Source organism: Chondromyces apiculatus DSM 436 (assembly GCF_000601485.1).
GTDB lineage: Bacteria > Myxococcota_A > Polyangia > Polyangiales > Polyangiaceae > Chondromyces > Chondromyces apiculatus.
Window position 1 is genome coordinate 24000 of record NZ_ASRX01000079.1, and the last position, 24540, is coordinate 48539.

21 protein-coding genes are annotated in these 24540 nt (G+C 69.8%); 10 read left to right on the forward strand and 11 right to left on the reverse strand.

Annotated elements, in window-relative coordinates:
• Positions 1-2: 2 nt before the first annotated feature.
• On the reverse strand, positions 3-710 hold the full coding sequence (locus CAP_RS35715) for a hypothetical protein (protein ID WP_156041448.1): 708 nt from the start codon (positions 708-710) through the stop codon (positions 3-5).
• A 617-nt stretch (positions 711-1327) separates the two neighbouring features.
• On the opposite strand from CAP_RS35715, the gene CAP_RS35720 reads away from it, so the two are divergent.
• On the forward strand, positions 1328-1732 hold the full coding sequence (locus CAP_RS35720) for a CBS domain-containing protein (RefSeq protein WP_052376579.1): 405 nt from the start codon (positions 1328-1330) through the stop codon (positions 1730-1732).
• A 92-nt stretch (positions 1733-1824) separates the two neighbouring features.
• Here CAP_RS35720 and CAP_RS35725 read toward each other — a convergent pair whose 3' ends face one another.
• Positions 1825-2640 carry a metallophosphoesterase family protein gene (locus CAP_RS35725; protein ID WP_044249190.1) on the reverse strand — a complete coding sequence of 272 codons (816 nt, stop codon included), beginning with the start codon at positions 2638-2640 and terminating at the stop codon, positions 1825-1827.
• 7 nt (positions 2641-2647) lie between these two features.
• Positions 2648-2971, reverse strand: a complete 324-nt coding sequence (locus CAP_RS35730) for a BolA family protein (protein WP_044249192.1) — start codon at positions 2969-2971, stop codon at positions 2648-2650.
• Between the two features lie 285 nt (positions 2972-3256).
• Between CAP_RS35730 and CAP_RS52870 the strand changes: the two genes are divergently transcribed.
• A complete protein-coding gene (locus tag CAP_RS52870) occupies positions 3257-3868 on the forward strand; it encodes a hypothetical protein (RefSeq protein ID WP_044249193.1) in 612 nt (203 codons plus the stop codon).
• A gap of 35 nt (positions 3869-3903) precedes the next feature.
• Here CAP_RS52870 and CAP_RS35740 read toward each other — a convergent pair whose 3' ends face one another.
• From CAP_RS35740 to CAP_RS35760, 5 genes are read right to left on the reverse strand one after another with little or no spacing between them, the layout of a single operon-like run.
• A complete protein-coding gene (locus CAP_RS35740) occupies positions 3904-4992 on the reverse strand; it encodes an ABC transporter ATP-binding protein (RefSeq protein WP_081865604.1) in 1089 nt (362 codons plus the stop codon).
• On the reverse strand, positions 4989-6134 hold the full coding sequence (locus CAP_RS35745; RefSeq protein ID WP_081865605.1) for an ABC transporter ATP-binding protein: 1146 nt from the start codon (positions 6132-6134) through the stop codon (positions 4989-4991). The genes CAP_RS35740 and CAP_RS35745 overlap by 4 nt, the downstream gene beginning before the upstream one ends.
• 6 nt (positions 6135-6140) lie before the next feature.
• Positions 6141-7172: an ABC transporter permease gene (locus CAP_RS35750; protein WP_081865606.1), complete on the reverse strand. Its 1032-nt coding sequence runs from the start codon at positions 7170-7172 to the stop codon at positions 6141-6143.
• Between the two features lie 3 nt (positions 7173-7175).
• The gene (locus CAP_RS35755; protein ID WP_044249195.1) at positions 7176-8096 is read right to left on the reverse strand and encodes an ABC transporter permease; all 921 of its coding nucleotides are present in this window, start codon (positions 8094-8096) and stop codon (positions 7176-7178) included.
• The gene (locus tag CAP_RS35760) at positions 8093-10195 is read right to left on the reverse strand and encodes an ABC transporter substrate-binding protein (protein ID WP_052376580.1); all 2103 of its coding nucleotides are present in this window, start codon (positions 10193-10195) and stop codon (positions 8093-8095) included. The genes CAP_RS35755 and CAP_RS35760 overlap by 4 nt, the downstream gene beginning before the upstream one ends.
• A gap of 1 nt (position 10196) precedes the next feature.
• Here CAP_RS35760 and CAP_RS52875 point away from each other — a divergent pair, with 1 nt between their 5' ends.
• The gene (locus CAP_RS52875; RefSeq protein WP_197041501.1) at positions 10197-10361 is read left to right on the forward strand and encodes a hypothetical protein; all 165 of its coding nucleotides are present in this window, start codon (positions 10197-10199) and stop codon (positions 10359-10361) included.
• 41 nt (positions 10362-10402) lie between these two features.
• Complete coding sequence (locus CAP_RS55350) at positions 10403-14803, forward strand: hypothetical protein (RefSeq protein ID WP_156041449.1); 4401 nt, start codon at positions 10403-10405, stop codon at positions 14801-14803.
• 56 nt (positions 14804-14859) lie between these two features.
• On the opposite strand, the gene CAP_RS55355 is transcribed toward CAP_RS55350, so the two are convergent.
• Entirely contained in the window at positions 14860-16128 is a 1269-nt protein-coding gene (locus tag CAP_RS55355; protein ID WP_063748801.1) for an RNA polymerase sigma factor, read from the reverse strand.
• A gap of 104 nt (positions 16129-16232) precedes the next feature.
• On the opposite strand from CAP_RS55355, the gene CAP_RS35775 reads away from it, so the two are divergent.
• From CAP_RS35775 to CAP_RS35795, 5 genes are all read left to right on the forward strand, one after another.
• The gene (locus CAP_RS35775; protein ID WP_052376581.1) at positions 16233-16796 is read left to right on the forward strand and encodes a L,D-transpeptidase family protein; all 564 of its coding nucleotides are present in this window, start codon (positions 16233-16235) and stop codon (positions 16794-16796) included.
• Between the two features lie 154 nt (positions 16797-16950).
• A complete protein-coding gene (locus tag CAP_RS35780; protein WP_044249201.1) occupies positions 16951-17376 on the forward strand; it encodes an EVE domain-containing protein in 426 nt (141 codons plus the stop codon).
• 34 nt (positions 17377-17410) lie between these two features.
• Positions 17411-18235 (forward strand): hypothetical protein, encoded by an 825-nt coding sequence (locus CAP_RS35785; RefSeq protein ID WP_044249203.1) that lies wholly within the window; start codon positions 17411-17413, stop codon positions 18233-18235.
• 98 nt (positions 18236-18333) lie between these two features.
• Complete coding sequence (locus CAP_RS35790; RefSeq protein WP_044249205.1) at positions 18334-19614, forward strand: hypothetical protein; 1281 nt, start codon at positions 18334-18336, stop codon at positions 19612-19614.
• Complete coding sequence (locus tag CAP_RS35795) at positions 19596-21671, forward strand: hypothetical protein (RefSeq protein WP_197041500.1); 2076 nt, start codon at positions 19596-19598, stop codon at positions 21669-21671. The genes CAP_RS35790 and CAP_RS35795 overlap by 19 nt, the downstream gene beginning before the upstream one ends.
• A 73-nt stretch (positions 21672-21744) precedes the next feature.
• Here CAP_RS35795 and CAP_RS35800 read toward each other — a convergent pair whose 3' ends face one another.
• Positions 21745-22251, reverse strand: a complete 507-nt coding sequence (locus CAP_RS35800) for a hypothetical protein (protein ID WP_156041450.1) — start codon at positions 22249-22251, stop codon at positions 21745-21747.
• A gap of 74 nt (positions 22252-22325) precedes the next feature.
• Positions 22326-23147: a fatty acid desaturase family protein gene (locus tag CAP_RS35805; protein ID WP_044249213.1), complete on the reverse strand. Its 822-nt coding sequence runs from the start codon at positions 23145-23147 to the stop codon at positions 22326-22328.
• 402 nt (positions 23148-23549) lie between these two features.
• On the opposite strand from CAP_RS35805, the gene CAP_RS35810 reads away from it, so the two are divergent.
• Positions 23550-24539, forward strand: coding sequence for a fatty acid desaturase family protein (locus CAP_RS35810; protein ID WP_231511895.1), 990 nt, complete (start codon positions 23550-23552; stop codon positions 24537-24539).
• Position 24540 lies beyond the last annotated feature (1 nt).

Here is a 24540-nt window from a genome sequence, read left to right on the forward strand (position 1 = left end):
GCTTACTCCAAGAACACTGTAACACTCCCCTCGTGCTTGTCGCCATGGCACTGGTCATCCTCGCACTTGGGGAAGCTTCCGTCCGCGCTGGGGGACTTGCAGAGGTCGTCGCAGTGGCCCACGACGTCGAGGAAGCAGTTGTTGATGTTCGGCCCGCAGACGCGCGGGATCTGGTGCTTGCCGGGCGACAGGCAGGCATAGAGCTGCTGCGGCTTCGCGAAGATGTTGCCGTAGTACGTGGCTTCGCGCTTGTTGAAGTGGACCCGCTCGGCCCATGACGATTGCAGGGCGTCGTGCTTGCCACGAATGGAGATATCCACCGGCTCGCCCAGGTAGTCGACCCGCGAGAGCACGCAGCCGGAGACCCAGGTGCGGCACTCCGAGTCGCACTTGCCGTTGGGCTTTCCCCATTTCTTCGCGAGCCCGAGCTCCCCGTCGAAGCCGTACACCTGGCCGTTGACGGTGACGTTGATATGGGCGTCCTCGTCGAGGGCGCAGCTCACGATGTATTTCAGGAGCTGCCGCGCCTTGGGATCCTTCAGCGCGTTCGACGTCAGCGCGTTCGCCGTCAGCGCGTTTGCCGTCAGCGCGTTCGCCGTCAACGCGTTTGCCGTCAGCGCATTCGCCGTCAGCGCATTCGCCGTCAGCGCATTCGCCGTCAGCGCATTGTCGACGATTACCTCCTGGTCTGCCTCCCCGACCTGCTCCACGTCTTGATCCTCTTGACCGTCGACAGCAGTGACACAGGACGTTTGGAGGAGAAGCGCGAACGTCGCGATAGAGAGAACAAACCCGGAAATCTTCCTCATGATGCCTAAGAGTACATTTGAACCGAGCCTCGGTGCCACCATCAACTTGGCTTGTTTGTCGATTAAGTCGTGCTCCCTGCGTGCACGGTGCCACTGTGTGTACTTCACTCAGCAAACCTCAAAGGGAGCGCACAATTTCAATCTACCCGCCTGCTATCAGGGGCTCTGAACGACGGACCACGCATCCGATGGTCGGGTCCTGTGGGAAGCGCGTCCGGGATAACGCATGACAGCACCGCCGCAGCGCACGTATTCGATCGGAGCAGAAGATCCAGCGAGATTCAGGGCTCCGTGGGCGTGGCGCACATACGCGGTACGTGACCGGGGCAGCAGTGGGGGGGAGGTAGGAGTCAGGCGGGAGTCAGGCTCGCGCGGGGCATTCTCGCCGCCTGCGCCGCCCTCGCTGTCTGGACCCCCGTTGCTGCCGGCCAGGGCGTCTCACGCATCAGGCGCTCCCCAGGGTCTGCAGGGCACGCCTGATTGACACCGGCGGCGCCCCTTCCTACGACGGAACCGCGATGAAGGGCCACGCGCGCCACCTGATGACCGAGAACGTCTTTGCCCTCGCCCCGGACACCCTCGTCTCCGAGGTCGCCAGGCAGTTCGCCAAGAACGGCCTGAGCGGTGCCCCCGTGGTCGACGCCGACCACCGGGTGCTGGGTTTCCTGAGCGAGACCGATCTGCTCGGATCGCTGCTGCGGGGCGACCAGGAAGAGGCCACCGTCGGGGACGTGATGGGAAAGCCTGCGCTCGTGGTGGACGAATTCACCCCCACGGACGAGGTGATGAACGTGCTGCGTCAGGGCAACATCCACCACGTGCCGGTGGTGCGCGAGGGGCGGCTCGTGGGCATCATCACCCCGCGCGACATCCTCAAGTACTTCGTCGAGCACGCGCTCCCGCCGCCCGAGCAACTCGCCTGAAGCCCCGCCCGGGCCCTCTGGTCCCCTCTGGTCCCCTCTGGTCCCCACCCCTATCCCACCCCGCCAGCGCCCTGCGTGCCGCAGGGTACCGGTCAGGACGCGCGGTCGATCTGGTAGCGCGAGCGCTCGGCTCCCTCGATCTCGACCACCACCCGCGCGGGCGTGAGCCGCACCACGGCGTGCGCTGCTGCCGGGCGCCCCGGGGCGTCCTCGTCCACGTTCTCGATGAGGCTCTGCAGCGTCACGTACGGGATGCCCTCGATGACGTCGAGATGATTCCAGTGCAGGTGACCGTTGAACACCGCGCGCACGTCGTGCTGGCGGAAGAGCGCGCGCAGCTCGCGGCGCTCCTTGACCAGGCAGATGTGCGGGCTGCCCTCGAACCAGCGGTTTCCCCGGAGATCCTGCTCGGCTGCGCTGTGGTGCATGAGGATCACCGTGGGCGCGCGGCTCGCCGCGAGCTCGGCCGCGAGCCACCGGATCTGCGCCTCCCCCACGGTCACCTCCACGTCTTTCTTCTCGCGGGTGTGCAGCACCACGAAACGAAACCCGCCAAGCTCGAAGCTGTAATTGAGGCTGGTGATCTCCGGGCGCCGCCACGCCGCGAGCAGATCCGGGGGCCGCATGTAGACGAGGTCGTGGTTCCCCGCGACGTGGAACAGCTCGGCCCTGGCGCCCCGCAGGGTGTCGACGCACGAGGTGTAGCGGGCGCGGTCCTCCTCCAGCCCCTCGTCCTCGATGTCGTCCCCGAGGTTCACCACGAGATCGGGGCGGACCACGTCGTTCATGCGGGAGACGAAGGCGCGCGCCAGCGAGGGCGCCGCGGCCGTGAGCTTGCGGAGCTTGCCCCCGAAGGAGGCCTCCGGGCCGAAGTGGAGGTCGGTGACCAGCGCGAGGACGAGCTCCATGGCGCCCTCAGCCAGCCTTGGAGCCGCCGAGGCACGGTGGAGAGCGGAAGTTTGCGCCGGGCTGCTGCGCCCACTCGTCGGGGGTCAGCGCCCGCAAGCTGAGGGCATGGAGGCCGCGCGTGAACTCCTCGCGGAGCAGCTCGTTGACCCGCCGGTGCCGCTGGACCGCGTTCATCCCCTGGAAGGCGGCGCTGACGACGAGCACCTTGAAATGCGTCTCCGAGCCGGGCGCGACGCTGTGCATCCGGCTCTCGTTCTCCACGTCGAGGTGCACCGGTTCGAGCCCGCTCGACAGCACGGTCTGGATCGTCTCCTGCCTCGAAGTCGCCATGATTCCTGCACCCTGGTCCTGCGTATCCCGGGTCAGGGGCCTCTCGGTCCCTGCGCGCCCGCAGATCGCTCCCCAGACTCTTCGCAGATCGCCACGCCGGGGACCAGAGACGAGCGCCGGGAAACGGCACCCCGTGACCTGCGCCGAGCCCACGCCGAGGCCGGACGGGTGTCGGAAAGTCCCGCGTGTTCTGATCGATCCCACGGCGAGCGCGGAAAAACTTACCGCTGCCCCTGCGCCCAGGGATTGCCGGGGGCCTCCCCAGCGGATAGACCAGCCCGAGCCATGAGCCTTACCTCGCGCACAGCCCTCATCACCGCGCTCTGGCTCGCGCTCGCCGCCACCAGCGGCTGCAAGGACGAGGGGACCTCCTCGTCCACGGGGGAGCCCAGCGGTGACCCGGGCCTGACCTTCAACTACCCGGCCGAGGGCGCGTGCGTGGCCATCGGCACCGACCCGAACGCCGCCATCTCGGTCGAGCTGTTCACCAGCGGCATGCGGCTACGGCCCCCTGGCGACTGCGGGACTGTACAGCAGTGCGGCCATCTCGTGCTGCGGGTCAACGGCGTGGAGAACAACCGCAGCGCCGTGCGGTTCATGGATGTGCTGATCCGGAAGCTGGCCAACCGGTACACCGATCTGACCCTGGAAGTCTCGGCGCTGCGGGACGACGGCGAGCCGCTGCGCAATGCTGCCGGCGAGGTGGTCGTGGCCACGCGCACGGTGCGGACTGCCGTCTCGTGCACATCGGGAGCAGGAGGCGCTGGTGGTGCTGGCGGCTCCGGCGGCGCTGGTGGCTCTGGCGGCGCTGGTGGAGCTGGCGGTGCTGGTGGAGCTGGCGGCTCTGGCGGCGCTGGCGGCTCTGGCGGCGCTGGCGGCGCTGGCGGCTCTGGCTAGCACTCCGTTTCCCAAGTTCGTCCCGGGTCCTCGGCTCAGGGTTCGAGCGAAGTCACGGGGGTAGCGACCATCGGGAGCGTAGGGACCGAAGGTCCCTGATCCAGGGTACGCAGTACCGCGTCGAGGTGGCAGGCTACCCAGCGCCCTGGTGCTCGCTCCAGCAGTTGTGGTGGCTCCGTGAGGCAGCGGTCCATCCGGTAGGGGCACCGCGTGTGGAAGTGGCACCCGGCAGGGGGATCGAGGGGGCTCGGCACCTCGCCCACGAGCACCAGCCTGCGGCGCTGCCGCTCCACCACGGGATCGGGGACCGGGATCGCCGAGAGGAGCGCTTGCGTGTAGGGGTGCAGCGGCTGCGCGAACAGCGCCTCCGTCTCGGAACGCTCCACGATGCGGCCCAGGTACATCACCGCGATCTCGTCGGACAGGTGCCGCACGGCCGCCAGATCGTGCGCCACGAACAGGTAGGTCAGCCCCAGGTCTCGCTGCAGATCTTCGAGCAGGTTCAGGATCTGCGCCTGGATGCTCACGTCGAGCGCGCTCACGGGCTCGTCGGCCACCACGAGCTTCGGCCGGAGCGCGATTGCCCGCGCGATGCCCACCCTCTGCCGCTGCCCCCCGGAGAACTCGTGCGGGTAGCGGCGCATGTAGGCCGGGGCCAGGCCTACCATCTCCATGAGCCGCGCCACCTCGGTGGCAGCCTCGTCCCGCGACCGCACCACCCGGTGGGTCCGCAGCGGCTCGGCGATGATGTCGAGCACCGTCATCCGCGGGTTGAGGCTCGCGTAGGGGTCCTGGAAGATCATCTGCATCTCCCGGCGCGCCCGCCGGAGCGCCCCCGCACCGAGCGTCGTCAGCTCCACCCCGTCCAGCCGGACGCTCCCCGACGTCGCTTCCACCAGCCGCAGGATGGCGCGCCCCGTTGTCGACTTCCCGCACCCTGACTCGCCCACCAGGCCCAGCGTCGATCCGCGCCGCACCTCGAATGACACCCCGTCCACGGCGCGCACGGCGCCCACCTGCCGCTGCAGCAGCCCCCGCCGCACGGGGAAGTGCACCCGCAGGTCTCGCACCTCGAGCAGCGGCGTCCCTCCGGCGCGCTCGGCCTTCACCGCGGCCTCGCTCATGACGCGCCTCCGCCCGGCTGATCCACCTGCTGCGCCTCAGGTGCCGGCGACGTCGGGTGTCCGTGGTACGTATCGAGCGCCGGATCGCCCAGGTGACACCGCACCACGTGCAGCGCGCGCCGCGTCGCCTTCGTGGCCCCGGCGGCTGCGTCTCCGGCTGCAGACTTCCCCTCCCCTGGCTCTCCCGCCGACGCCTCCCGCGACACCTCCCGCGTCTCGGGCACCTTCTCCCGGCACACCGCCATCACGTGCTCGCAGCGCGGATGGAACGGGCACCCCGGCGGCACCCGCGCGAGCGACGGCGGCATGCCCGGGATCGGCGACAGCCGCTGCCCGCGCGCCACGTCGAGCCGCGGCACGGAGCGCTTCAAGCCGATGGTGTACGGATGCCTCGGCGCGTGGAAGATCGCTTCTGCGCTCGCCTCCTCCACGATCCGGCCGGCGTACATCACCGCCACCCGGTCGGCCATGCGGGCGACCACCCCGAGATCGTGGGTGATCAGGATCACGGCCACCCCCTGCGCCTCGCGGCGCTCCTGGATGAGGTCCAGGATCTGCGCCTGGATGGTCACGTCGAGCGCCGTGGTTGGCTCGTCGGCGATGAGCAGATCGGGATCGCAGAGCAGCGCCATGGCGATCATCACCCGCTGCCGCATCCCTCCCGAGAGCTGGTGCGGGTAGTCGTCGATGCGCGACGTTGCCGCGGGGATGCCCACCTCCTTCAGCAGCGCGATGCTCCGCGCCCGCGCCTCTGCGCGCCGCATCCGCTTGTGGAGCACCAGCACCTCCGCGAGCTGCGCGCCGATGCGCAGGTACGGGTTCAGCGAGGTCATCGGGTCCTGGAAGATCATCGCGATCCGGTCGCCCCGGATCTGCTCCATCCGCGCCTCGCTCGCGCGCACCAGGTCCTCGGTCTTCCCGGCCTCGGTCTCCAGCAGGATCTGCCCCCCTGTGATGCGCCCGGGCGGGTCCGGGATGAGCTTCAGGATGGACAGGCTGGTCACGCTCTTACCGGAGCCGCTCTCGCCCACGATCCCCAGCACCTCTCCCCGGTCCACCGAGAAGGAGATCCCGTCGACGGCGCGCACCACGCCTTCCTCGGTCGAGAACTGGGTGTGGAGATCCTTCACCTCGAAGAGCACGGCGCCTCAGTCCTTCCGGATCCGCGGGTCGAGGGCGTCGCGCAGCCCGTCGCCGAGGAAGTTGAAGCAGAGGAGGGTCACCGCCAGCATCCCGCCCGGGAACAGGATCAGCCAGGGATAGAGATCCATGGTCTCCGCCCCCGAGGACGCGAGCAGTCCCCAGCTCGACAGCGGCTCCTGGGTGCCGAGGCCGAGGAAGCTCAGGAAGGCCTCCGTCATCATCACCTCGGGGATGGTCAGGGTCGTGTACACGATGATCGGACCGAGCGCGTTCGGGATCAGGTGCCCGAAGATGATCGCCCGGTGCCCGACCCCGATGGAGCGCGCCGCTTCCACGAAGGGCTGCCCCCGCAGCGCGATCACCTGACCGCGCACGATGCGCGCCATGGTCAGCCAGGAGATCGCGCCGAGCGCCGCGAAGACCACGGCGATCTGGAAGATGGGGAAGTACGCGGGGTCCTTGGGGTTCTCCACGGCGACCGAGAGCACGAGCTGGAATGCCGCGTGGAGCACCGAGCGATCGTTCGCGAAGAACACCATGAGCAGGATGACCAGCACCAGGAACGGGAAGGTGTAGAGCGCGTCGACGATGCGCATCATCACCGCGTCGACCTTCCCCCCGAAGTAGCCGGCGATGCCGCCCCAGCTCACGCCGATGGTGAAGCTCACCAGCGTGGCGATCACCCCCACCGTGAACGACACCCGGCCGCCGAAGAAGACCCGCGCCATCAGGTCCCGGCCGAAGTAGTCGGTGCCCATCCAGTGCGCGGCCGAGGGTGGCGTGGCGCCCAGCTTGAGGTCGGCCAGGTCGTACCGCCACGACGACACCTCGGGCACCACGATGCAGGCGAGGACGAGGACGACGAGGATCACCCCGCTCACCACGGAGGCGCGGTTCTTCCTGAGCCTCCGCCACGCATCCCGCCACAGGCTGGAGCCGCGCTCGATCGCATCGAGGCGCACCTTGCCCTGCCCCGCACCCGCACCCTGCCCCGCACCCGCACCCGCATCCGCGCCTGCCTGGCTCACCTCTGCCATGGCTCAGCCGAGCTCCACCCGCGGGTCGATGAAGGCGTAGGCCACGTCGACGAGGGCGTTGAACACCATGAGCAGCACCCCGTAGACGAGCATCACCCCGAGCACGAGGTTGTAGTCGCGGTTCATTGCGGCCTCGACGAAGTAGCGGCCCATCCCGGGGATGTTGAAGATCTTCTCCACCACCAGCGAGCCCACCAGCAGGTGGCTGAACCCCGGCCCGAGGTAGCTCACCACCGGCAGCATCCCGCCCCGGAGCGCGTGCCTGAGGATCACCCGCCGCTCCGACAGCCCCTTGGCCCGCGCGGTGCGCACGAAGTCCGAGCGGATCACCTCCAGCATGCCGCCCCGGGTGAGCCGCGCGAGATAAGCCGCCATGGGCAGCCCCGCGCACACCACGGGCAGCACCATGTGGCGCCACGTCTCCCAGCGCGCCACCGGGAACCAGAACAGGGTCAGCGAGAAGATCAGGATCATCAGGGGCGCCAGGACGAAGCGCGGGATGCTCACCCCCACCATCGCCGTGGCCATGGCCGCGGTGTCCTTCCAGGTGTTCTGACGCACGGCGCCCACGATCCCGAGCGGCACCCCCACGAGCAGCGCGAAGATCATCGCCAGCACGCCGAGCTGCATGGAGATGGGCAGGCTGAGCGCGATGATCTCGTTCACCGTGCGGTTCGGGTACTTGAACGCGGGCCCCAGATCCCCGCGCGACACCAGCGCCCAGAGCCAGTCGCCGTACTGCTTCGCCAGCGGATCGTCGAGGTGGTACTTCGCGCGCAGGGCGCGCTCCACCTCTGCCGGCACCGCGCGCTCCTGGTCGAACGGGCCGCCGGGCACGAAGCGCATCATCACGAACGCCACCGTGGCGACGATGAGCAGCGTGGGGAGGATGGAGAGCAGCCGCTTGAGGACGAACCGGATCACGGCGGCGCCTCCACCCCCGGCAAGAGCCGCCCGGGGGCCGCGAAATCGAGCGCTGGAGCGGCGACCTCGTTTTGCTCGGGGTGGGCGCGCCACTCCGGGTCGACCCACAGCCACCGCATGAGCTGCAGGCCGCGCGCGTTCGGCAGGAACCCCTTCACCCACGGCTTGACCAGCGTCGAGCGCGTCCCGAAGTACACGGGCATCTTGGGCATGCCCTCCAGCATGCGCGCCTCTGCCTTGCGGTAGAGGCGGATGCTCTCGCCCACGTCGCTCGTCGCCGCGGCCACCCGGATCAGCTCGTCGAACTCCGGGTCGGACCAGCCGGTGCGGTTCTGGGGGCTGTTCGAGAGGAAGGTCCCGAGCCAGGTATGCGGGTGGTTGTACTCGCCGTTCCACCCGAAGCGCACCATCTGGTAGTGCCCATCGCGCACGTTCTTCAGCATCACCTTCCACTCCTCGTTGCGGAGCGAGATGGTGACCCCGAGGTGGCGCTTCAGCATGTCCTGCGCGGCGATGGCGATCTGCTTGTGCCCCTCGTGGGTGTTGTAGAGCAGCTCCAGCGCCGGGAAGCCCCGGGCCTTGTAGCCTTCGCCGTCCTTCTCCACGGGGTAGCCCGCCTCCGTGAGCAGCGCCCGCGCGCGCGCCGGGTCGAACTGGAGATCGGCGGCGGCGAACGCATCCACGCCGCGCGCCCGGTCCTCCTCGGCCTGCTCCGCGTACCCGGAGCCCGTGTAGTCAGGCACGTAATGCGTGGCGACGAGCTGATCGCCGCGCAGGATCTTGTCGATGATCTGCTGCTTGTCGACCGCCATGTTGAGCGCACGGCGCACGCGCACGTCGTTCACGGGCGGCTTGCGGACGTTGAACTCGTACCAGTACGTCATCATCACCCTGGACCGCCGGAAGTCCTTCATGCCCGAGAGCGAGTCCAGGTACTCGCTCGGCGGCGAGGTGCTGTCGCCCAGGTAATCGAGATCCCCCACCTTGTAGAGGTTCATCACCGTGTGGGCCTGCTCCACGCACATCCAGGTCACGTGGTCGATCTTCAGCCGCTCCCGGTCCCAGTAGTGGGGGTTCTTGCGCAGCGTGATCTCGTAGCGGAACTTCCACGTATCGAGCACGTAGGGCCCGTTGACCACGATGTTCTCGGGCCGGAACCACAGCTCCGGCTCGCCCCGCTTCTCGAACGGCTCCACCACGTCGCGGCGCACGGGCAGGAAGGTCGCCACGCTGGTCAGCTCGGGGAAGTACGGCGTCGGCCTCTCCAGCTCCACCTCGAGCACCGCGTCCGATCCGGCGCGCACCCCGACGGCCGCGTCGTCCTCGACCAGGAGCGCCTCGGGCACGAACCCCAGAGGTCGGGGCGCAGCGGATGCGGCGGGCGCGGCGGATGCGGCGGGCGCGGCGGGCGCGGCGGGTGCCGCGGGTGCGGACGGCTGCTGACCCGGCGTGTACGTGGGCAGGCTCGGCAGCGCCGCGATCTTCACCCACCGCTCCGAGGGACCCTGCGCTGGCGCCGCTTCCACGACGACCACGAAGCTCCCCTTCGGGAGCGTGGCCACCACCGCGGCCTCCTGCCCGGGCCGCTCACGAACCCTGACCTCCTCGCGCGTGGCCTTGAGCGTCCCCGTGTTGAACAGCTCCCCGTTCTTGAGCACGTGGAGGTTCGTCGCGGCCACCGAGGCGGTCGCCGGGCGCAGCGCGCGCTTCCAGGCGTACGCGAAGTCGTGCGCCGTCACCGGCTTGCCGTCCGACCAGCGCGCCTCGGGCCGCAGGTGGAAGCGAAAGATCCGGTTGTCGTCGCTCTTCTCGTAACGAGAGGCCACCCCTTGGGCCGGATGGAGATCTCCAGCCGCGGGCGTCGTGAGCCCCTCGAACATCTGGTTGATGAGCGCCCCCGAGGCCGTGTCGTTCGACTTGCCGGGATCGAGGTACTCCGGCTCGGCAGCGCCGTTGATGTAGAAGGAAGTCTCCGCCTTGCCGACCCGCTCGGTGGCGCCGAAGTACGCCCCCTCGTCGCGGTTCCCGCAGCCGCCGACGGCCGCGCCCAGGGGGAGCGCCACGGCCGACGCGAGGAGCGCCGCAAGCCAGGCGCGCAACGTGCCCAACGTGCCCGACCTGCCCGACCTGCCCGACCTGCCCGGCGTGCGAGGCGTCGACCCCGAGAACGCCATCTGCCGCGCCCGCGGCCCGCGCTCGACGTCTCCGGATGGCGCCCGCATGCCCACCAGCTATCACGTGGGGGGCATCGCGCGCAGTGGTTAGCGGCACGGCCAGACGGTCTGTTCGTGTAGTGTACTGCGGCCATGCGGATTCACCGGCTCTCGGGAGCCCTGCGCGCCATGGCCCTCGTGGCCACGCTCGGGCTCGGCCTCGGCGCCCCCGGATGCGGCGCCGCGGGACCGGCACCTGACGCGAAGGTGCACCTCACCCACTGCGACCCGGCCGACCTCGCGGGGTGCGAACGCGCGCTCGCGGCCGCCCACACCGAGGGCAGGTCCACCCCGGATCTCCTGAGCGGCTACCTCACCGCCCGCGCCGCCCGCGACCGCGACGATCCGTGGGTTCGCCTGCACCGCGCGCTCACCTCCGCGGCACCGACGGAAGCGACCCCGAAGCGCAGCGCTTCGCAAGGTGGCGCCCCGCAGGGCGGCGCCGCGGTGATCATCGATGGCCCCGCACCCGCGGGCCTGAAGCGCCCCTCCGCCGCCTCCATCGCCTGGCTCGACACGCCCAAGCTCCCCGCACCCGAAGCGATCGACGCCGACGTCCTGCTGCTCGCCCTCGGCGGAGCGGCCGGCCGCGATCTCCTCGTCCACGTCCGCGGCCAGGAGGTGCACCAGCTCTTCCCCCGCGATCCCCTCGCCCCCTTCCTGGCAGGTCTCCGCCCGGTCGCGAAGGGAGAGGCCTCGCTCGCCCACCTCCAGAGCGACGCCGCCATCGCCGCCCACCTTCGGCGCGCCTTCGACGCCGCCGGCGCCTTCCGCTACGTGGAGGCCGCGCGCGCCGCCGACGACCTCACCGCAGCCATCGCCTCGCGCGATCCGCTGAGCGAGCCGGTCCTCCGCGGCCGCTACGCGCTGCATCTCTTCGCGCACGCCGGCGTCTCCCTGGAATCCACCGCGCAGACCCCGGCCCCGAACCCGCCCGAGCCAGAGCCCACGCCCACCGACACCGCTTACGGTGACCTCCTGCGCGTCCAGCTCGCTCAGGACGGCTACGCCGCGTGGCGCGCGCGCAGCGCCTCCATCCTCCGCGGCATCCCTGCCGACCGGCGCGACGCCCTCACCAACCTCCTCGCCCAGCCGCGCGGCTGCGCAGAGCCCCTCGTTCCTCCCATGGAGGACGCGCGCGATCTCGTGTTCGCGTGGCGGCTCGCCGGGGCCCTCGCCCCGCTCTCCGCGACCGGCAAGGCCTCGGCGAACGCGAAGGAGACGTCGCCTCCGGGCAAGCTCCCCATCAAGGCCTGGTTGCCCCGCTACGAGGCCATGGTGCGCGCCACCGAGTCCGCGCGGACCATGTGGTCCCACGCGCCCAGCCTCCTCACCCAGCGCGGTGACTCCCAGGGCCTCAGCCTCTCCGGCACACCCCTCTACCGCCGCGTCACCGAGCTCGGCCTCGCCCACATCGCCGCGCTCAAGACGCTCGCGGCCGCCGAACCGACGCGTTTCCGTGCCCTCTCCCAGATCACCCTCGCCTACGCGCCAGGGGTGTTCAGAGACGACCCCCTGCACGAGGCGGTCGTCGACCTGAGCCGCACCAGCATGCAGCGCTCCCTCGCCGCCGCGACCAGCGCGCGCGAGGTCTGGTCCAGCCTCTTCACGGGCCTCGTCGCCGGCACCTCCTACCCGCCCGCGGTGCAAGGCCCGCACTACCTCGCCTTGCAGGGCGCCTTCACCGCCAAGCTGCGCGGCGATCTCCTCCAGCAAACCGGCTGGGAGGTGGCGGGCCTCTACGCCGCCGACGCCGTCTACCGCCTGTTCACGGACCAGGGCCTGGACCTCTCCTTCTCCAGCGAGCAGCTCGCGCGCACCCTCACCGACGCCTCTGCCCTCCCCTACCCCGGCCTGGGTCAGCTCGCCACGAGTCTCGGCCGCTACATCGCCCTCGGCGTCGAGAAGAAGCTCGACCCCGACCTCACCGACGTCGCCCGCTTCCCCGCCGAGCGCCGGAAGGCACGTGAAGCCCTGCGTCGCGCGCTCGCCGGGCTCGCCGACGAGCCAGCCCCCGCGGGCCTGCTGGAGGATCTCACCACCCTCGCCGACGGCCTCATCGCCGTCGCCTCCACCAGGCTCGCCCACAAGCCCGCGGCGACGCCCGACACCTGCACCGCCGACGAGGACGGCGCGAGCCCCGCCGTGCGCAGGGCCCTCGCCAAGCTCGGCGACGTGCGGCGGCGCATCTTCCTCGCCCCCCGCTACAAGGAGGGCGACGGCGCGTGGGTGGTCCGGGCGCGCATGCTCGTCACCGTGCTCTCCGACGGCATGGACCTGATGACCCCCGCGCCCCGAGGCGGCGCCGGCATCCTCGGCCAGAAGAACGGCCCCACCGCGCGCTTCACCCTCCCCAGGGCCGAGGCCGAAGCGGCCATCGAGGCCGGTATGAAGGGCTGGGAAGAGCGCGACCTCGCCGACGCCCTCTCCAGCGCCTACACCCTCACCCGCAGGCTCTTCGAGGCCCAGAGCGCCGAGCAGTTCACCCAGGAGAACGGCGGGCGCATGCGCCAGACCCTCACCGCCGTCTACCGCATCTTCCGCGACGACACCGCCGACGCCTCCGCCGGCGTGGCCCTCCTCGACGCGCTCGCGGCCCTCCCCTCCGAGGGCCGCGCGGTCGATCTCCGCGAACTGCTCCTCGGGTACGCCAGGGCCTTCGCCGCCCAGGGAAAAAAGGACCAGGCCGACTTCTGGCTCCTCAGCACCCTCTTTAGCTCCGCCCTGACCAACCGCCCCTTCGAGCCCGCCCTCCAGCAGGCCGAGCAGAGCGGCTCCCGCACCGCCTGGACGCTGCGCTACCTCGCCGAGGTCTCCAAATCCAAGACCGGCCAGAGTCCCGATCCGGCAGCCTACGCCGCGGGCATGCGCGCCGCGACCGACGACACCTGCACCCGCGCCGACCCGGAGCCCCTCCTCTCCGTCATGGCTGCCGCCCGCGACTTCGCCAGAGGCCGCAAGACCGAGGCGCGCGCCGCCCTCGAACAGGTCCTCACCCAGGCCGAGGCGCAGGGCCTGCCCGTGCCCATGATGACCTACCGCTACGAGGAGAAGACCACGACGCGCCTCTTCACCCTGAACTTCAACATCTCCTACGGCGGCGGCGTCCTCCAGAGCCCCAGCAGCTTCCAGCTCGGCCTGGGCGTGCGCACCCCCGCCGAGCCCTCGGGCGCGATGATCGTCGCGCTCGCGCCCGACGGCGGCGACGGCGGCACTGACGCGACGGCGCGGTACTACATCCAGGTCGCCTCGCTCGCCGCCGCGTACCACTACCTCGACGGCGATCGCGACCAGGGCGCCCGCGCCGCGCGCCGCGCCATCAACGCCCTCACCTTCGGCCTGCGCCTAGGCCAGAGCACCCTCAGCCGCCAGGACCTCACCACCTGGGGCAAGGACGCCCTCGCCACCCTCGCCGTCGACGCCCAGCTCGCCGCCGAGGCGGGCCAGCCCCTGCTCGCCGGCGATCTCTGGACCGTGGTCCGCTCCCTGCTCCCCCAGGACGCCAGCGACGACGCCATCACCGAGATCCTCACCACCCCCGCCTTCGGCCTGTCTCCGGTCGCGGGCATCGAGCCCTTGCTCGCGCGCACCCGCCGCTCCCTCGACACCCTCGCCGATCCCCTCCCCTGCACCCGCAAGAAGGTGGAGTTCGGCGCCTACGAGGAGCCGACCTGCGACGCCTACCCGCTCGCCCTCTCCCTGCGCGCCGCCGACGCCCTCAAGAAGCTCCCCCACCTTCACCGCGCCGGCAGCGCTGGCCGCTGCGGCACCCTCCACAAGCTCGATACCTTCCTCACCTCAGCCGAGGGGGGCACCTACGACCCCGACGCCTTCACCCAGGCCGTGGAGGCGCTCCGCGCAGACGGCTTGCTCTACGACGCCGCCGTGCTCCTCACCCGCCAGCGCCAGGAGGGCCACTGCAACCCTGTCCTCATCAGCGCCGCCCGCGCCTTCGGCCGCGCCCCGGCCCTCGGCCCCTCCCTCCGCGCCGACGCCCTCAGCGTCGCCGTGAACTGCACCTCCGCCAGCCTCAACGACGCCGCCGTCGACGACCTCCTCACCCTCCACGCCGAGACCCGCCTCCTGCCCGATCTCAACCGCAACCTGCGCATCGTGCTCACCATCGCCGACCTCGCCATGCAGACCAAGCGCTGGGATCTGCTCACCCGGCTCACCGCGGAGCCCGACTTCGTGGAGCAGTGGATGCGCGTCAGCCCCCAGGCCGCCACCATCGCCCTCCTCCTCACCCAGGTCGCCGCGACCGTCGCCCTCCAGGGCACCACCGCGCCCGCGAGCACCGCGAGCACCGCCAGCTACGACCTCCTCTGCCAGACCTTCCCCCCTGGCGATCGCGCCGCGCTCTGCGCCGACATCGCCGCGCTCCGCACCGTCCCGGGCCGCCCCCCTTCCGGCCTCGCCCCAGAGCAGCGCCACCGCCGCGCCGAGGACGCGCTCCGACGCCTCCTCGATCAGACCAGCGGCAAGAACCCCTGACCGCAGCTCCCCCCTCCGGATCCGCCCCCCCAGATCAGCCTCTCCGGATCAGCGCTTCAGTCGACCCCCTCGGGTATCGGGACCGCCTGCTTCCCGGAGGAGCGCACCGGCTTCTTGAGCGGCTTCCCGGCGTCCTTCTTCCTGCGCGCCTCCTCCTCGACCTTCTTCTTCTTGAGCAGATCCTCGTCTCGCGCCTGCGGCGTCGCGCTCCTGGACGATGGCCCCACCACGGGTGCCTTCGCCTCGGGCTTCGGGCTCGGCGCGAGCTTCGGGCTCGGCGCGATCGGCGCCCGCGGTTTGGGCTGCGGCGCCGACTTCTCCGTTGTCTGATCGAGCTTCTGATCCAGCGTCCGATCCAGCGTCTTCCCGTCCTCCAGCGTCTTCTTGCGCGCCTCCTCCGCCCTCGCGCGCGCCTCTGCCACCTCCGGCGCGCCGTCGCCCACTGGATCCAGCGCCGCAGCTTCATCGAGCCCCGCGACGCACTCGTCCCAGGCCTCCCGGCCGCACGCCTCCAGCGCCGCCGCCCTGAGCAACCGCGCCCGATCGCGCGGCTCGGGCGCAACCGGCAGCTCCAGCAGCTCCGGCGTCCTCGGCGGCTCCGGCGCGATGGTCGGATCCTGCAGGGGCGCCACCTCGGGAACCTCGTCGCGCAGCGCGCGCGCGATCAGGATCGCCACCACCGCGAGCGCTGCCACCGCCGCCAGCTCGGCCATCCACCGCTCCCGCATCCACTTCCGCATCCGCGAGACCCGCTGCCGCACCCGCGCCGGCGGCACCCGCTCCTCGGCCGCGATCGTCTCAAGCTTCTCCCCCTCGCCCTCCCGCGCCATCCACGCCAGGGTCTGCTTCCCCTCCCGCGTCGCCTCCGCCTGACGCTCCGCCCAGCTCGCCAGCGCCCGCGCCTCGATCGCCGACGGCGGCGCCGCCACCTCCGGAGCCTCCACCACCTGCTCGCGCATCCCCCGCCGGTGCTGATCCACCACCTTGTGGCGCGCGATGCCCATCACCCAGCGGCGCAGCTCCTCTGGATCCTGCGGCCGCCCCTCCGCCGCCAGCGCCTCGCAGAGCACCGTCTGCACCACATCGTCCACGTCCGTCGCCGCCACCCGCCGCCGCACGAACTCCTGGAGCGCCCGCCGCAGCGCCGGGTTCGCCAGCGGCTCCGCATCCCCCCCGCCCTGCCGCTCGGGCGAACCATCCGACGCGCCCGACGCGCCCGACGCGCTCGACGCGCCCGACGCGCTCGACGCGCCCGACGCGTCCGGCGCCATGCCCAGCTTCTTGCGTCCTCCGACGGAGGGTTCGACGGCCATCGTGGTGCTCATCCCCCTGTCATCGGCCGACGTGCCCGGAGTGTGACAGGCGATCGAAAATCTATCGAACTGCCAGGTCGGCGTCACACCCGGACGACCGGACGCGATGTCCGTGCATGCTGACCTCTCGCCGAGCCCTCGCCGCCGCCCTCCTGCTCGCCACTTCCCTCACCCTCCCGGCCCTCGGGGCGCTCGCTGCCGGCACCGCCGGCACCAAAAGCAAGCCCGCTCCCCGCCGCCCCAAGATCACCGAGATCCGCATCGACAAGAGCGACCACACCCTGCAGCTCCTCGCGGACACCCAGGTCGTGAAGTCGTACAAGGTCGCGATCGGCCCTGGCGGCGCGGGACCCAAGCTTTACCAGGGAGACAAGCGCACCCCCGTGGGCACTTACCGGGTCCAGGGCCGCATCAAGGGTCTCTTCCACCAGTTCCTCACGGTCAGCTACCCCAACGACGAGGACCGCGTCCGGTACGCCGAGAGCAAGCGCCGCGGCGAGATCCCGAAGGGTCGCGGCATCGGCTTCGGGATCGGCATCCACGGCGTGGGCAGCCCGGAGCTGGCCGGCGACCACAAGCTCTCCGACTGGACCCTGGGGTGCATCGCCCTCGACGACGACGAGATCGACGAAGTGGCGCGCCTCGTACCCGACGGTACCCGGATCGTGATCACCGACTGAAGAGCTGACCGGCAACGCTGCTGCGCGCCCCACGTCGTCGGTCGGCCTCCCTCGACATCCGAGAGGATTCCTCGGTCGGCCTCCCTGGCCGCGGGGCGCTCGCGACGCTTTGCCGGTCAGCTCTTGACCGGCCGGTGCTAGGGTGGCCGCCGCGATGGCCACCCGCCGCTACTGGCTGATGAAGAGCGAGCCATACAAGTACTCCTTCGCCCAGCTGGTCAAGGACGGCCAGACCCGGTGGGACGGCGTGCGCAACTACGAGGCCCGCAACAACCTCCGGGAAATGAAGATCGGCGACCTGGCCCTCTTCTACCACTCGAACGACGGCAAATCGGTCGCCGGCGTCGCCCGCATCAAGCGCGAGGCCTACCCCGACCCCAGCGCCCCCGACGAGGACTGGAGCGCCGTCGACGTGGAGCCCGTCGCCCCCCTCAAGGTCCAGGTCTCCCTGGACACCATCCGCGACGACCCGGCCTTCGCCGAGATCGCGCTCCTCAAGCGCTCGCGCCTCAGCGTGGTCCCGGTCTCCAAGGAGCATTTCGACCGCATCCTGAAGCTCGGCAAGACCAAGATCGCTTGACTCAAGCTGCTCGGGGCTCAACTGTTTGCCCCCTGTGACGAGCCGCGCAGCCTTCCCCCCTTCATTCTTCCTGCCGACCGCACTGTTCGCCCTCCTCGGCGTCACCGGCTGCGGCGGCCCCCCCACCCCTTCCCCCATCGAGGGCGAGCCCGTCTGCGTCGACTACGACATGGGCGCTGCGAAGACGCGCATGCGCGGCAGCCTCCGGCACCCCGTGCAGGTGACCGTGACCGACGGCGGCGACCTCGTGGGCAAGACCATCCTCGACGGCCGCCGCCAGGACAGCGCCCCTCCCAGCATGGTCCTCGTCCCTGACGCCAACGACGAGGTCGAGGTCACCTGGGCCCAGTGCGAGAACGAGCCCGCCCCCCAGGCCGCCGTCAAGGCTGGCGACCCGAAGGGCGAAGCCCCGAGCTTCGAGTGCGGCAACGCCACCGTCTACAAGACGGAGAAGCTCACCATCCGCCGCGGCGACGCTTCCTCGCGCAAGCTGACCTTCCCGCCCCCGCCGAAGACCGACTGCTGGACCGACCCTGGCCTCACCGCCGGTAGCGCAGCGCCTGCTGCCGCGCCTCCCGTGGTGCCTCCCGCCGCCGGAGCCGACACGGCAGCCGCCGCCAACGCCGGGACCGACGCCGCGACGCCGACGGCTGGCGCGGACGCCGGCGCGGGTGACGCTGGTGCAGGTGACGCTGGCGCAGGTGACGCTGGCGCGGACGCGGCAACTCCCGCGACCGACGCGGGCAGCCCCACCGATGCGGGCACCGGGGCAGACGCCAGCGCGAAGAAGAAGGCGCCGAGGAAGCCGGAAACGTCGCCGGGGCCTGCCCCGCCGAAGCCGTCCGAAGCTTACGAGTGAGCGCGCGAGAGTGCGTCAGCAAATCAGCCATTGAGCCCAGCACTGCGCCCCCGAGCCACGTGGACCCACCTCACGGCGGAGCGTAAAGTGTCGCTCCCGTGGGTCTCGCCGCATCGCTGAACGAAGCCATCGACGTCCTCCAGCCGGAGCCGATCGAGCCTGACAGTCCCTGGTATGTTCGGCCGGAGGTGCTGGCGCACAGCGGACGCAAACTGGCGCCTCTCGCGGAGCTGCGCGCGCAGCTCCTCAACTCCCGGGACAGCGATCGCTACCTCCTGTCGGGGCACCTGGGCAGCGGCAAGAGCACCGAGCTGAAGCGGCTACTCGCCGATCCCGAGATCCAGAAACGGTTCTACGTCGTCCAGTTCGCCGTCGAGCCTACGGCCCTTCCGAGCCTTACCTCCCATCACCTCCTGTTTCTCATCGCCAGCGAGCTGTACCGCCGTGCCAGCAGCACGGAAGCACTCACGGCTTTCGACAAGAAGGACAGGTGGCTGGACCTGTTGCAGCGCATGAACACGGCCCTCTACGGGCCCGACGCGCAGGTGGCCAGGAGCGGAAAGTTCGGGCTCGAATTCGATCTGTTCTTTGTGAAGCTGCGGCAGGAGCTGAACGTCGACGAGGCGAGGCGCAAGGAGTTCCGCAACTTCGCCGAGACGCAGGGAAGCGTGCTCGTGGATCTCATCGACGCCCTCGTCGATGACCTCCGCACTGCCCTGGGGCATGCGGGCCTTCCCGCCCGGGTGCTCGTCGCCGTGGATGATCTCGAGAAGGTGCAGCACGAGGCGCAGCTCCGCGAGATGTTCGACACCAACCTGGGCGCATTCCTCGCCCCTCAAGTACCCCTCCTCGTGACCGTCCCTCCCTCGATCACCTTCGGCGGCTCCAGCACACCGCTGGGTCGCAAGGTGATCCACCTGCGCCCGGTGCAGGTGCTGAAGAAGGAGGCAGCCAAGGACCCCCTGGGCGCCGCCGACCCCCACGGCATCGATCTGCTGCGCCGCGTGCTCGCCGCGCGCGTCGAGCCGCAGCTTTTCGAGCCCGGTGTCGTCGACGAGGCGGCGGTCTACTCCGGAGGGGTCCTGCGCGAGTTCTTCTACCTGCTGAGGACCGCCGCCATCCAGGCGTCGTACCTCTACGGGCAGGACACCGTGGACGCCGTCACTTTCGAGGATGTGCTGGTCGAGGAGAGGAACAAGCTGGCCCGGACGCTCTACCCGGCGGACCGCGAAGCACTGCGCGAGATCCATGCGACGCACGCTCTGAGCAATCCGGACCAGCTCGATTATATGCGGCGCTCGGTGGTGCTCGAATACAACCATGACGCCATCTGGTTCGACGTGGCGCCGTTGCTCTGGCAGTGGCTCGACAGGAAGTGACCGAGGCAGCACGCCAGCTCCTGCGAGAGGACGAACAGCAGATCCAGGCCCTCTTGGCAGCGCTCCGCCATGGTGGGCGCTTCGTGATCCTCGTGGCGGACGAGACCACGTGGCCCGAGGCAAAGAAGCTGCTCGAACACGAGCTATGTCCTCCACCGCTGCATGAAGTCCCGCTCGCCACGGGTGAGGAGGTGATGCGCATGTTCGCCTCGCCAGAGGCCACGCGCGCGGGAACGCTCGTTCTACATGTAGGAAGCGACGCAGCAGCCGCCATCGCAGCACTGAACCTGCACCGGGACAAGCTCCGGAAGCAGCGGGGTCGGTTCGTCCTCCGGCTCGACGGGCCTCACGTCCACCGGCAGTTCGCGCATGAAGCCCCCGACGGCTACTCCTTTCGCGATGCGCTCGCGATCGTGGATGGGCGAGCCGCGGTGGAGGTGGTCCGGCGCGTGCCAGCGCGCGTGAGCCAGATTCAGGAAGCCCTCAAGGAGGAGAAGGGAGATGCGGAGCAGCTCCTTCAGCTCGCGACGGAGCTGTTCAAGCTCGCTCATCTGGGAGAGGCAAGGCGCGCTCTCGATCGAGGCATCGCGCTGCTCCGCGCGAAGAAGCATCTCTCGCCCGAGGACCTGGTGGTACTGGCCATGTCGCTCCACCTGAGCGCGACATTCCTCACCCCAGAGGAGCAGCCGCGGCGGCTCCGCGATGCGCTCCACGTCCTCGAACCCGTTCGCGATCGCGTCGAGGACATTTACGGCACCATCCTGGGTGACCTGCGCGACGGCCGGAACAGCGATATCGACGCCGTGAGAGAAGCCCTCGCGCTCGCCGTGGAGTACCGAGACGACACGCCCCAGGCGCAGCGTCAGCGCTTGAACCTTGCCTTCACGCTCTGGTACCGAGAGGACATCCAGGGAGCCAGCGCCGAGCTTGCTCAGGTCGCCTCACGACCGTGGGCGTCCACAGTCAACAGGTTCCGTGGACGTCTCCTCGAAGCCGAGATCCTGCTCAGCAAAGGGCACTGGACAGAGTCGGAGCAGCACCTCCGCGCGATGCTGATAGCAAGCGCCGCAGACGATCTCAAGGACGTGACCTCCATGCTCATGCTCCGCCTGGCAAGCCTCACCTTCTGGCGCGGCGAGCTCGAACAGGCCCTGGAGACGCTCTCCCCCTCCTTCATTTCTGACGTCGATCCGCTCCGGATGCGCATTCGTTGCTCACGCGGAGATGCTGAGGCCATCGCGAGCCTGATGGAACCTCTCGGGCCGTGGCACCATGCCCCCAGCCACGAGCACGAGCGCAACCGCATCCGCGCGAAGATCGACGCGATCCGGGCGGCCGTCGAGGCAGGATTGCTGGATGGGCGCCGAGGCGAGCAGCTCGACGCGGAGCTCGAAGCGCTGGCAGCGCAAGTCTCCGAGGTCGCCCCGGAGGATCCGCCATGGTCCCGCATCCACGCGGCGCTTCTCTTTGCCGATGACTTCCTCGGTCGCTCCGGCGCCGAGGACAGGGCGCGCGCCGAAGCAGAGGGGGCGCTCACGCTGGCCCGTCGCGGTGCACCCGAGCTGATTCCGCCCTGCGTCCATCGCCTCGGCGTCGCGGCGCTCCGCCTGGGCACCGTCGACGAGCTGCCCTCGCTCTTCGAGGAAGCCCTCTCTGCGGCAGAAGAACGTCACCTCCCGGGCGACGCGGCGCGCATCCGGGGCCTCGACCTCTGGCGCATCATCCAGGTTGGCGGCGATGTCGCCTCGGCCGAGCGGGCGCTCGACGCCTCCATCGCGCGCACTGGCAGCGTGCTCGTCGAGGCGGAGGTTCTTTCCCGGACTGGACGCGGCACGGGCAGGCGCGACCTCCTGGAGCGGAGCCGGCGCATTTACCGCGCGCTGCCCTGGCCGGAGCGCGAGGGGCTCTGCCTCGAAGCGATGGGCATGAAAACGCACGCCCTCAAGCGTTACGAGGCAGCCGGCCTGCGGCTCGCTGCCCTGGCGCTGGAGCGCCGCACCGCGCCCCCGCCGGTTGACGCCTGCTTCACGCCCCTGCCGAGCGGCGCGTCCTTGTAGCAACAGGCACCACCCGTTTCCCACGGGCCCGAGGTCCGGCAGAGTGCCGCGTCGTACGGCCCGCGTTCGCGGCTCACGGCGCCGGGCAGTCCTCACCGGGAGCTCGGCTCAGGGGGATCAGCACCACGGAGACCACGTCGTTGCGCTCCTTGATGGCGTTGAAGTCGCGGTTCCCGTAGTCGGGACAGTCGTGTGTGCCGCTCCCGTTCATGTCGGCCTGCAGGGAGAGGTAGTGCTTCAGGCCGTCGTTCCAGGAGGGGACGCAGATCGCGTAGAGCAGGGGGGAGGATTCGGGGGCGAGGAGCCGGTCCGTGGCCAGGAGGTCGGCGTCTCCGTCGGCCAGGAACGGGTCGTACTCGTAGACGCTGACGTCGATCACGGCCTTGTCGAGCGAGGCAGGCGGCGGGTCGAACACGATCTCGCCGAAGAGGATGGTCGCGCAGGTCGTGATGACCGTGGAGACGCTGATGGGGCCGGGGGATGCGCACGGCGCCTGGGTCTCCTTGACGGTGGTCGAGCAGCCAGGAGCCGCGAGGACGAGGAGGGGGACGGTGGCGAGGGCGCGAGGCAAACGTCGCATCGGGCCGACGCTACCACCGCCGCGGCTTCGTCGCGCGGCGACCGAGGCAAGGGCGCGGGGACCGCGCGCGTCGATCAGGAGGAGGGAGGAGGCGTGATGGGGAGGCTCGGGGTCATCTTGGCGGGGTTGAACATGCCGGCGCGCTTGTGGTGGTTCGCGTGCATGTAGATGCCGTGCCAGAGCCAGTTGCCGATGCGGTAGTAGCCGTGGTTCAGGTTCACCGGCTTGAAGTCGCCGTCCTTCGAGAAGGCGTTGTGCGTCGACCAGTTGAAGTGCACCAGGTGGAAGAAGCCCACCACGGACGCCGGCACGAACAGGAGGAAAAACGCCAGCGGTCCGAGGAAGACGTACCAGGTGGCGATGAGCAAGATGTTCGTCGCGTAGCTGACGTAGGCGCGGTTCTTCTCGTAGCGGCGGGTCTCGGGCGATTCGCCGTAGAGGTCGAAGTAGATCTTCTGGAGCTGGCGCTCGACGTTGACGATGGTGTCGATGAGGAAGCGCCAGTAGCTCGGGCCCACGGGGTGTGGGTCCTTCTCCACGTCGTCGGAGTAGCGGTGGTGGCGCTGGTGGATCACTTCCCAGGAGGCGAAGCGGGTGAGCACCACGACGCCGCACAGCTCACCGACGAGGCGGTTCACCGAGCGGGGGAAGTTGTTGTGCGTCGCGTTGTGGATGTACACGCTGCACAGGATCTGCGCGTGACACGCGAGGGGGAGCAGGAGCCAGTAGCGGTGGTCCCACACCGGGATGAGCGGCTGGTGGCCGCTGAAGTACATCGCGAGGAGCAGCGTCGCGCAGACGGCGGCGTAGAAGCCGTCGTACCAGAGGTAGAAGTAGCGGTTGCGCCGGAGCTGGGTGAAAGGAAGAGACTTCAGGGTCGAGACAATGGCGGTCACGGAAGTGCCTCCTCGTCGCTTCACAAGGCGGTACCTCGTCGGCGCCGCCTCTTCTCACTGTCGAAGCTCTCGGCCAGTCCCCGCTCGGATTGACCTTCGAACCCCGACCAGGTGCAACGTCTCCCCCCCCAGGACGCCCACGCTGTATCGTCGATGTGCATTACATCAGGAGGCTCCTGATTATCTCAGGCGGGGTAGCTCGTCCATGGCAGAGCAGGGAGGCAGCTTTCTTTCCTCCATGTGCGCAAGATCTTCTACGTATTGCGTAGCAATATTCGCAGCTTGAAGGCACCAAAGAGGAGTTTCCAGGAATGGCAGCCTGGAGCACGAAGGCGTCCACCGGCGCAGATTGTTCGGCGGGCGGACTGGTGTTAACCAGCGGGCGTGGCGACCACGGCCCGTATGCCTTCGACAAACTCCGCGCGAGAGGGCGAACGCCCGACCACTGCCGGGAAGACCCACCGCGAGACCTGGCTGGTGAAGCACCCGGCGGAGTGGCGTCAGGTGGGCATCGTCGGGGTCTACCTGGGGCTGCTCGCGGCGATGTTCGTGGAGGAGCGGTGCCGGAACGTGCTGTTCCTGGGGGCGGCCTGCTACTTCAGCTTCCTCAACACGGTGGTGATCCACAACCACCTGCACCAGGGCATCTTCCACAGCCGGCGCCTCAACATGCTCTGGCGGTGCGTGCTGAGCTTCGGGGCGCTCTATCCGGCGTCGGCGAACATCCCATCGCACAACCTGGTGCACCACCACTTCGACGACGATGGTCAGCCCGACTGGGCAGCGCCGGAGCACGTGAGCTTCCGGTGGCACCTGCTCAACCTGCTGCACTTCCCCAACGTGGCGGGGCCGAACACCTTCGACGGGGTGAAGCGGTGGGGGAGCCTGTTCGGGCGCGGGGAGTTCCGCCGTCAGTACCAGATGGAGTCGGTGGTCGCGTTTGGGCTGACCGGGGCGCTGATGCTGGTCGACGTGTGGACGACGCTGTTCTTCATCGTCATCCCTCAGCTCTGGGGGGCGCGGGGGATCCTGCGCATCAACCTGATCCAGCACGACGGGTGCGACACGACGAGCGAGTGGAACCACTCGCGCAACTTCGTGGGGCGCGCGTTCAACTGGATCATGTGCAACAACGGCTACCACACCATCCACCACAACCGAGCGGGGATGCACTGGTCGACGCTGGCCGAGGCGCACCGGCGCGAGGTGGTGCCGCGGATCGATGGGTCACTCGATGAGCGCAGCATGGTGCTCTACCTGCTGAAGACGTTCCTCTTGCGGTGGAACCGGCCCGAGAAGCGGGACGTGGCGGCCTCCGAGCAGGCGGTGGTCCGCGCGGAACTCGCGCCGCGCGCAGTGCGGCGCGCCGAGGCCGAGGCGGTGAGCGCCTGAG

What these genes read in the sequence shown, in the direction of transcription:
- CAP_RS35720 (WP_052376579.1), top strand. Translation starts at nt 1,328, where the DNA reads ATGAAGGGCCACGCGCGCCACCTGATGACCGAGAACGTCTTTGCCCTC.
- CAP_RS35725 (WP_044249190.1), bottom strand. Translation starts at nt 2,640, where the DNA reads ATGGAGCTCGTCCTCGCGCTGGTCACCGACCTCCACTTCGGCCCGGAG.
- CAP_RS35730 (WP_044249192.1), bottom strand. Translation starts at nt 2,971, where the DNA reads ATGGCGACTTCGAGGCAGGAGACGATCCAGACCGTGCTGTCGAGCGGG.
- CAP_RS52870 (WP_044249193.1), top strand. Translation starts at nt 3,257, where the DNA reads ATGAGCCTTACCTCGCGCACAGCCCTCATCACCGCGCTCTGGCTCGCG.
- CAP_RS35740 (WP_081865604.1), bottom strand. Translation starts at nt 4,992, where the DNA reads ATGAGCGAGGCCGCGGTGAAGGCCGAGCGCGCCGGAGGGACGCCGCTG.
- CAP_RS35750 (WP_081865606.1), bottom strand. Translation starts at nt 7,172, where the DNA reads ATGGCAGAGGTGAGCCAGGCAGGCGCGGATGCGGGTGCGGGTGCGGGG.
- CAP_RS55350 (WP_156041449.1), top strand. Translation starts at nt 10,403, where the DNA reads ATGCGGATTCACCGGCTCTCGGGAGCCCTGCGCGCCATGGCCCTCGTG.
- CAP_RS55355 (WP_063748801.1), bottom strand. Translation starts at nt 16,128, where the DNA reads ATGAGCACCACGATGGCCGTCGAACCCTCCGTCGGAGGACGCAAGAAG.
- CAP_RS35775 (WP_052376581.1), top strand. Translation starts at nt 16,233, where the DNA reads ATGCTGACCTCTCGCCGAGCCCTCGCCGCCGCCCTCCTGCTCGCCACT.
- CAP_RS35780 (WP_044249201.1), top strand. Translation starts at nt 16,951, where the DNA reads ATGGCCACCCGCCGCTACTGGCTGATGAAGAGCGAGCCATACAAGTAC.
- CAP_RS35800 (WP_156041450.1), bottom strand. Translation starts at nt 22,251, where the DNA reads ATGCGACGTTTGCCTCGCGCCCTCGCCACCGTCCCCCTCCTCGTCCTC.
- CAP_RS35810 (WP_231511895.1), top strand. Translation starts at nt 23,550, where the DNA reads ATGCCTTCGACAAACTCCGCGCGAGAGGGCGAACGCCCGACCACTGCC.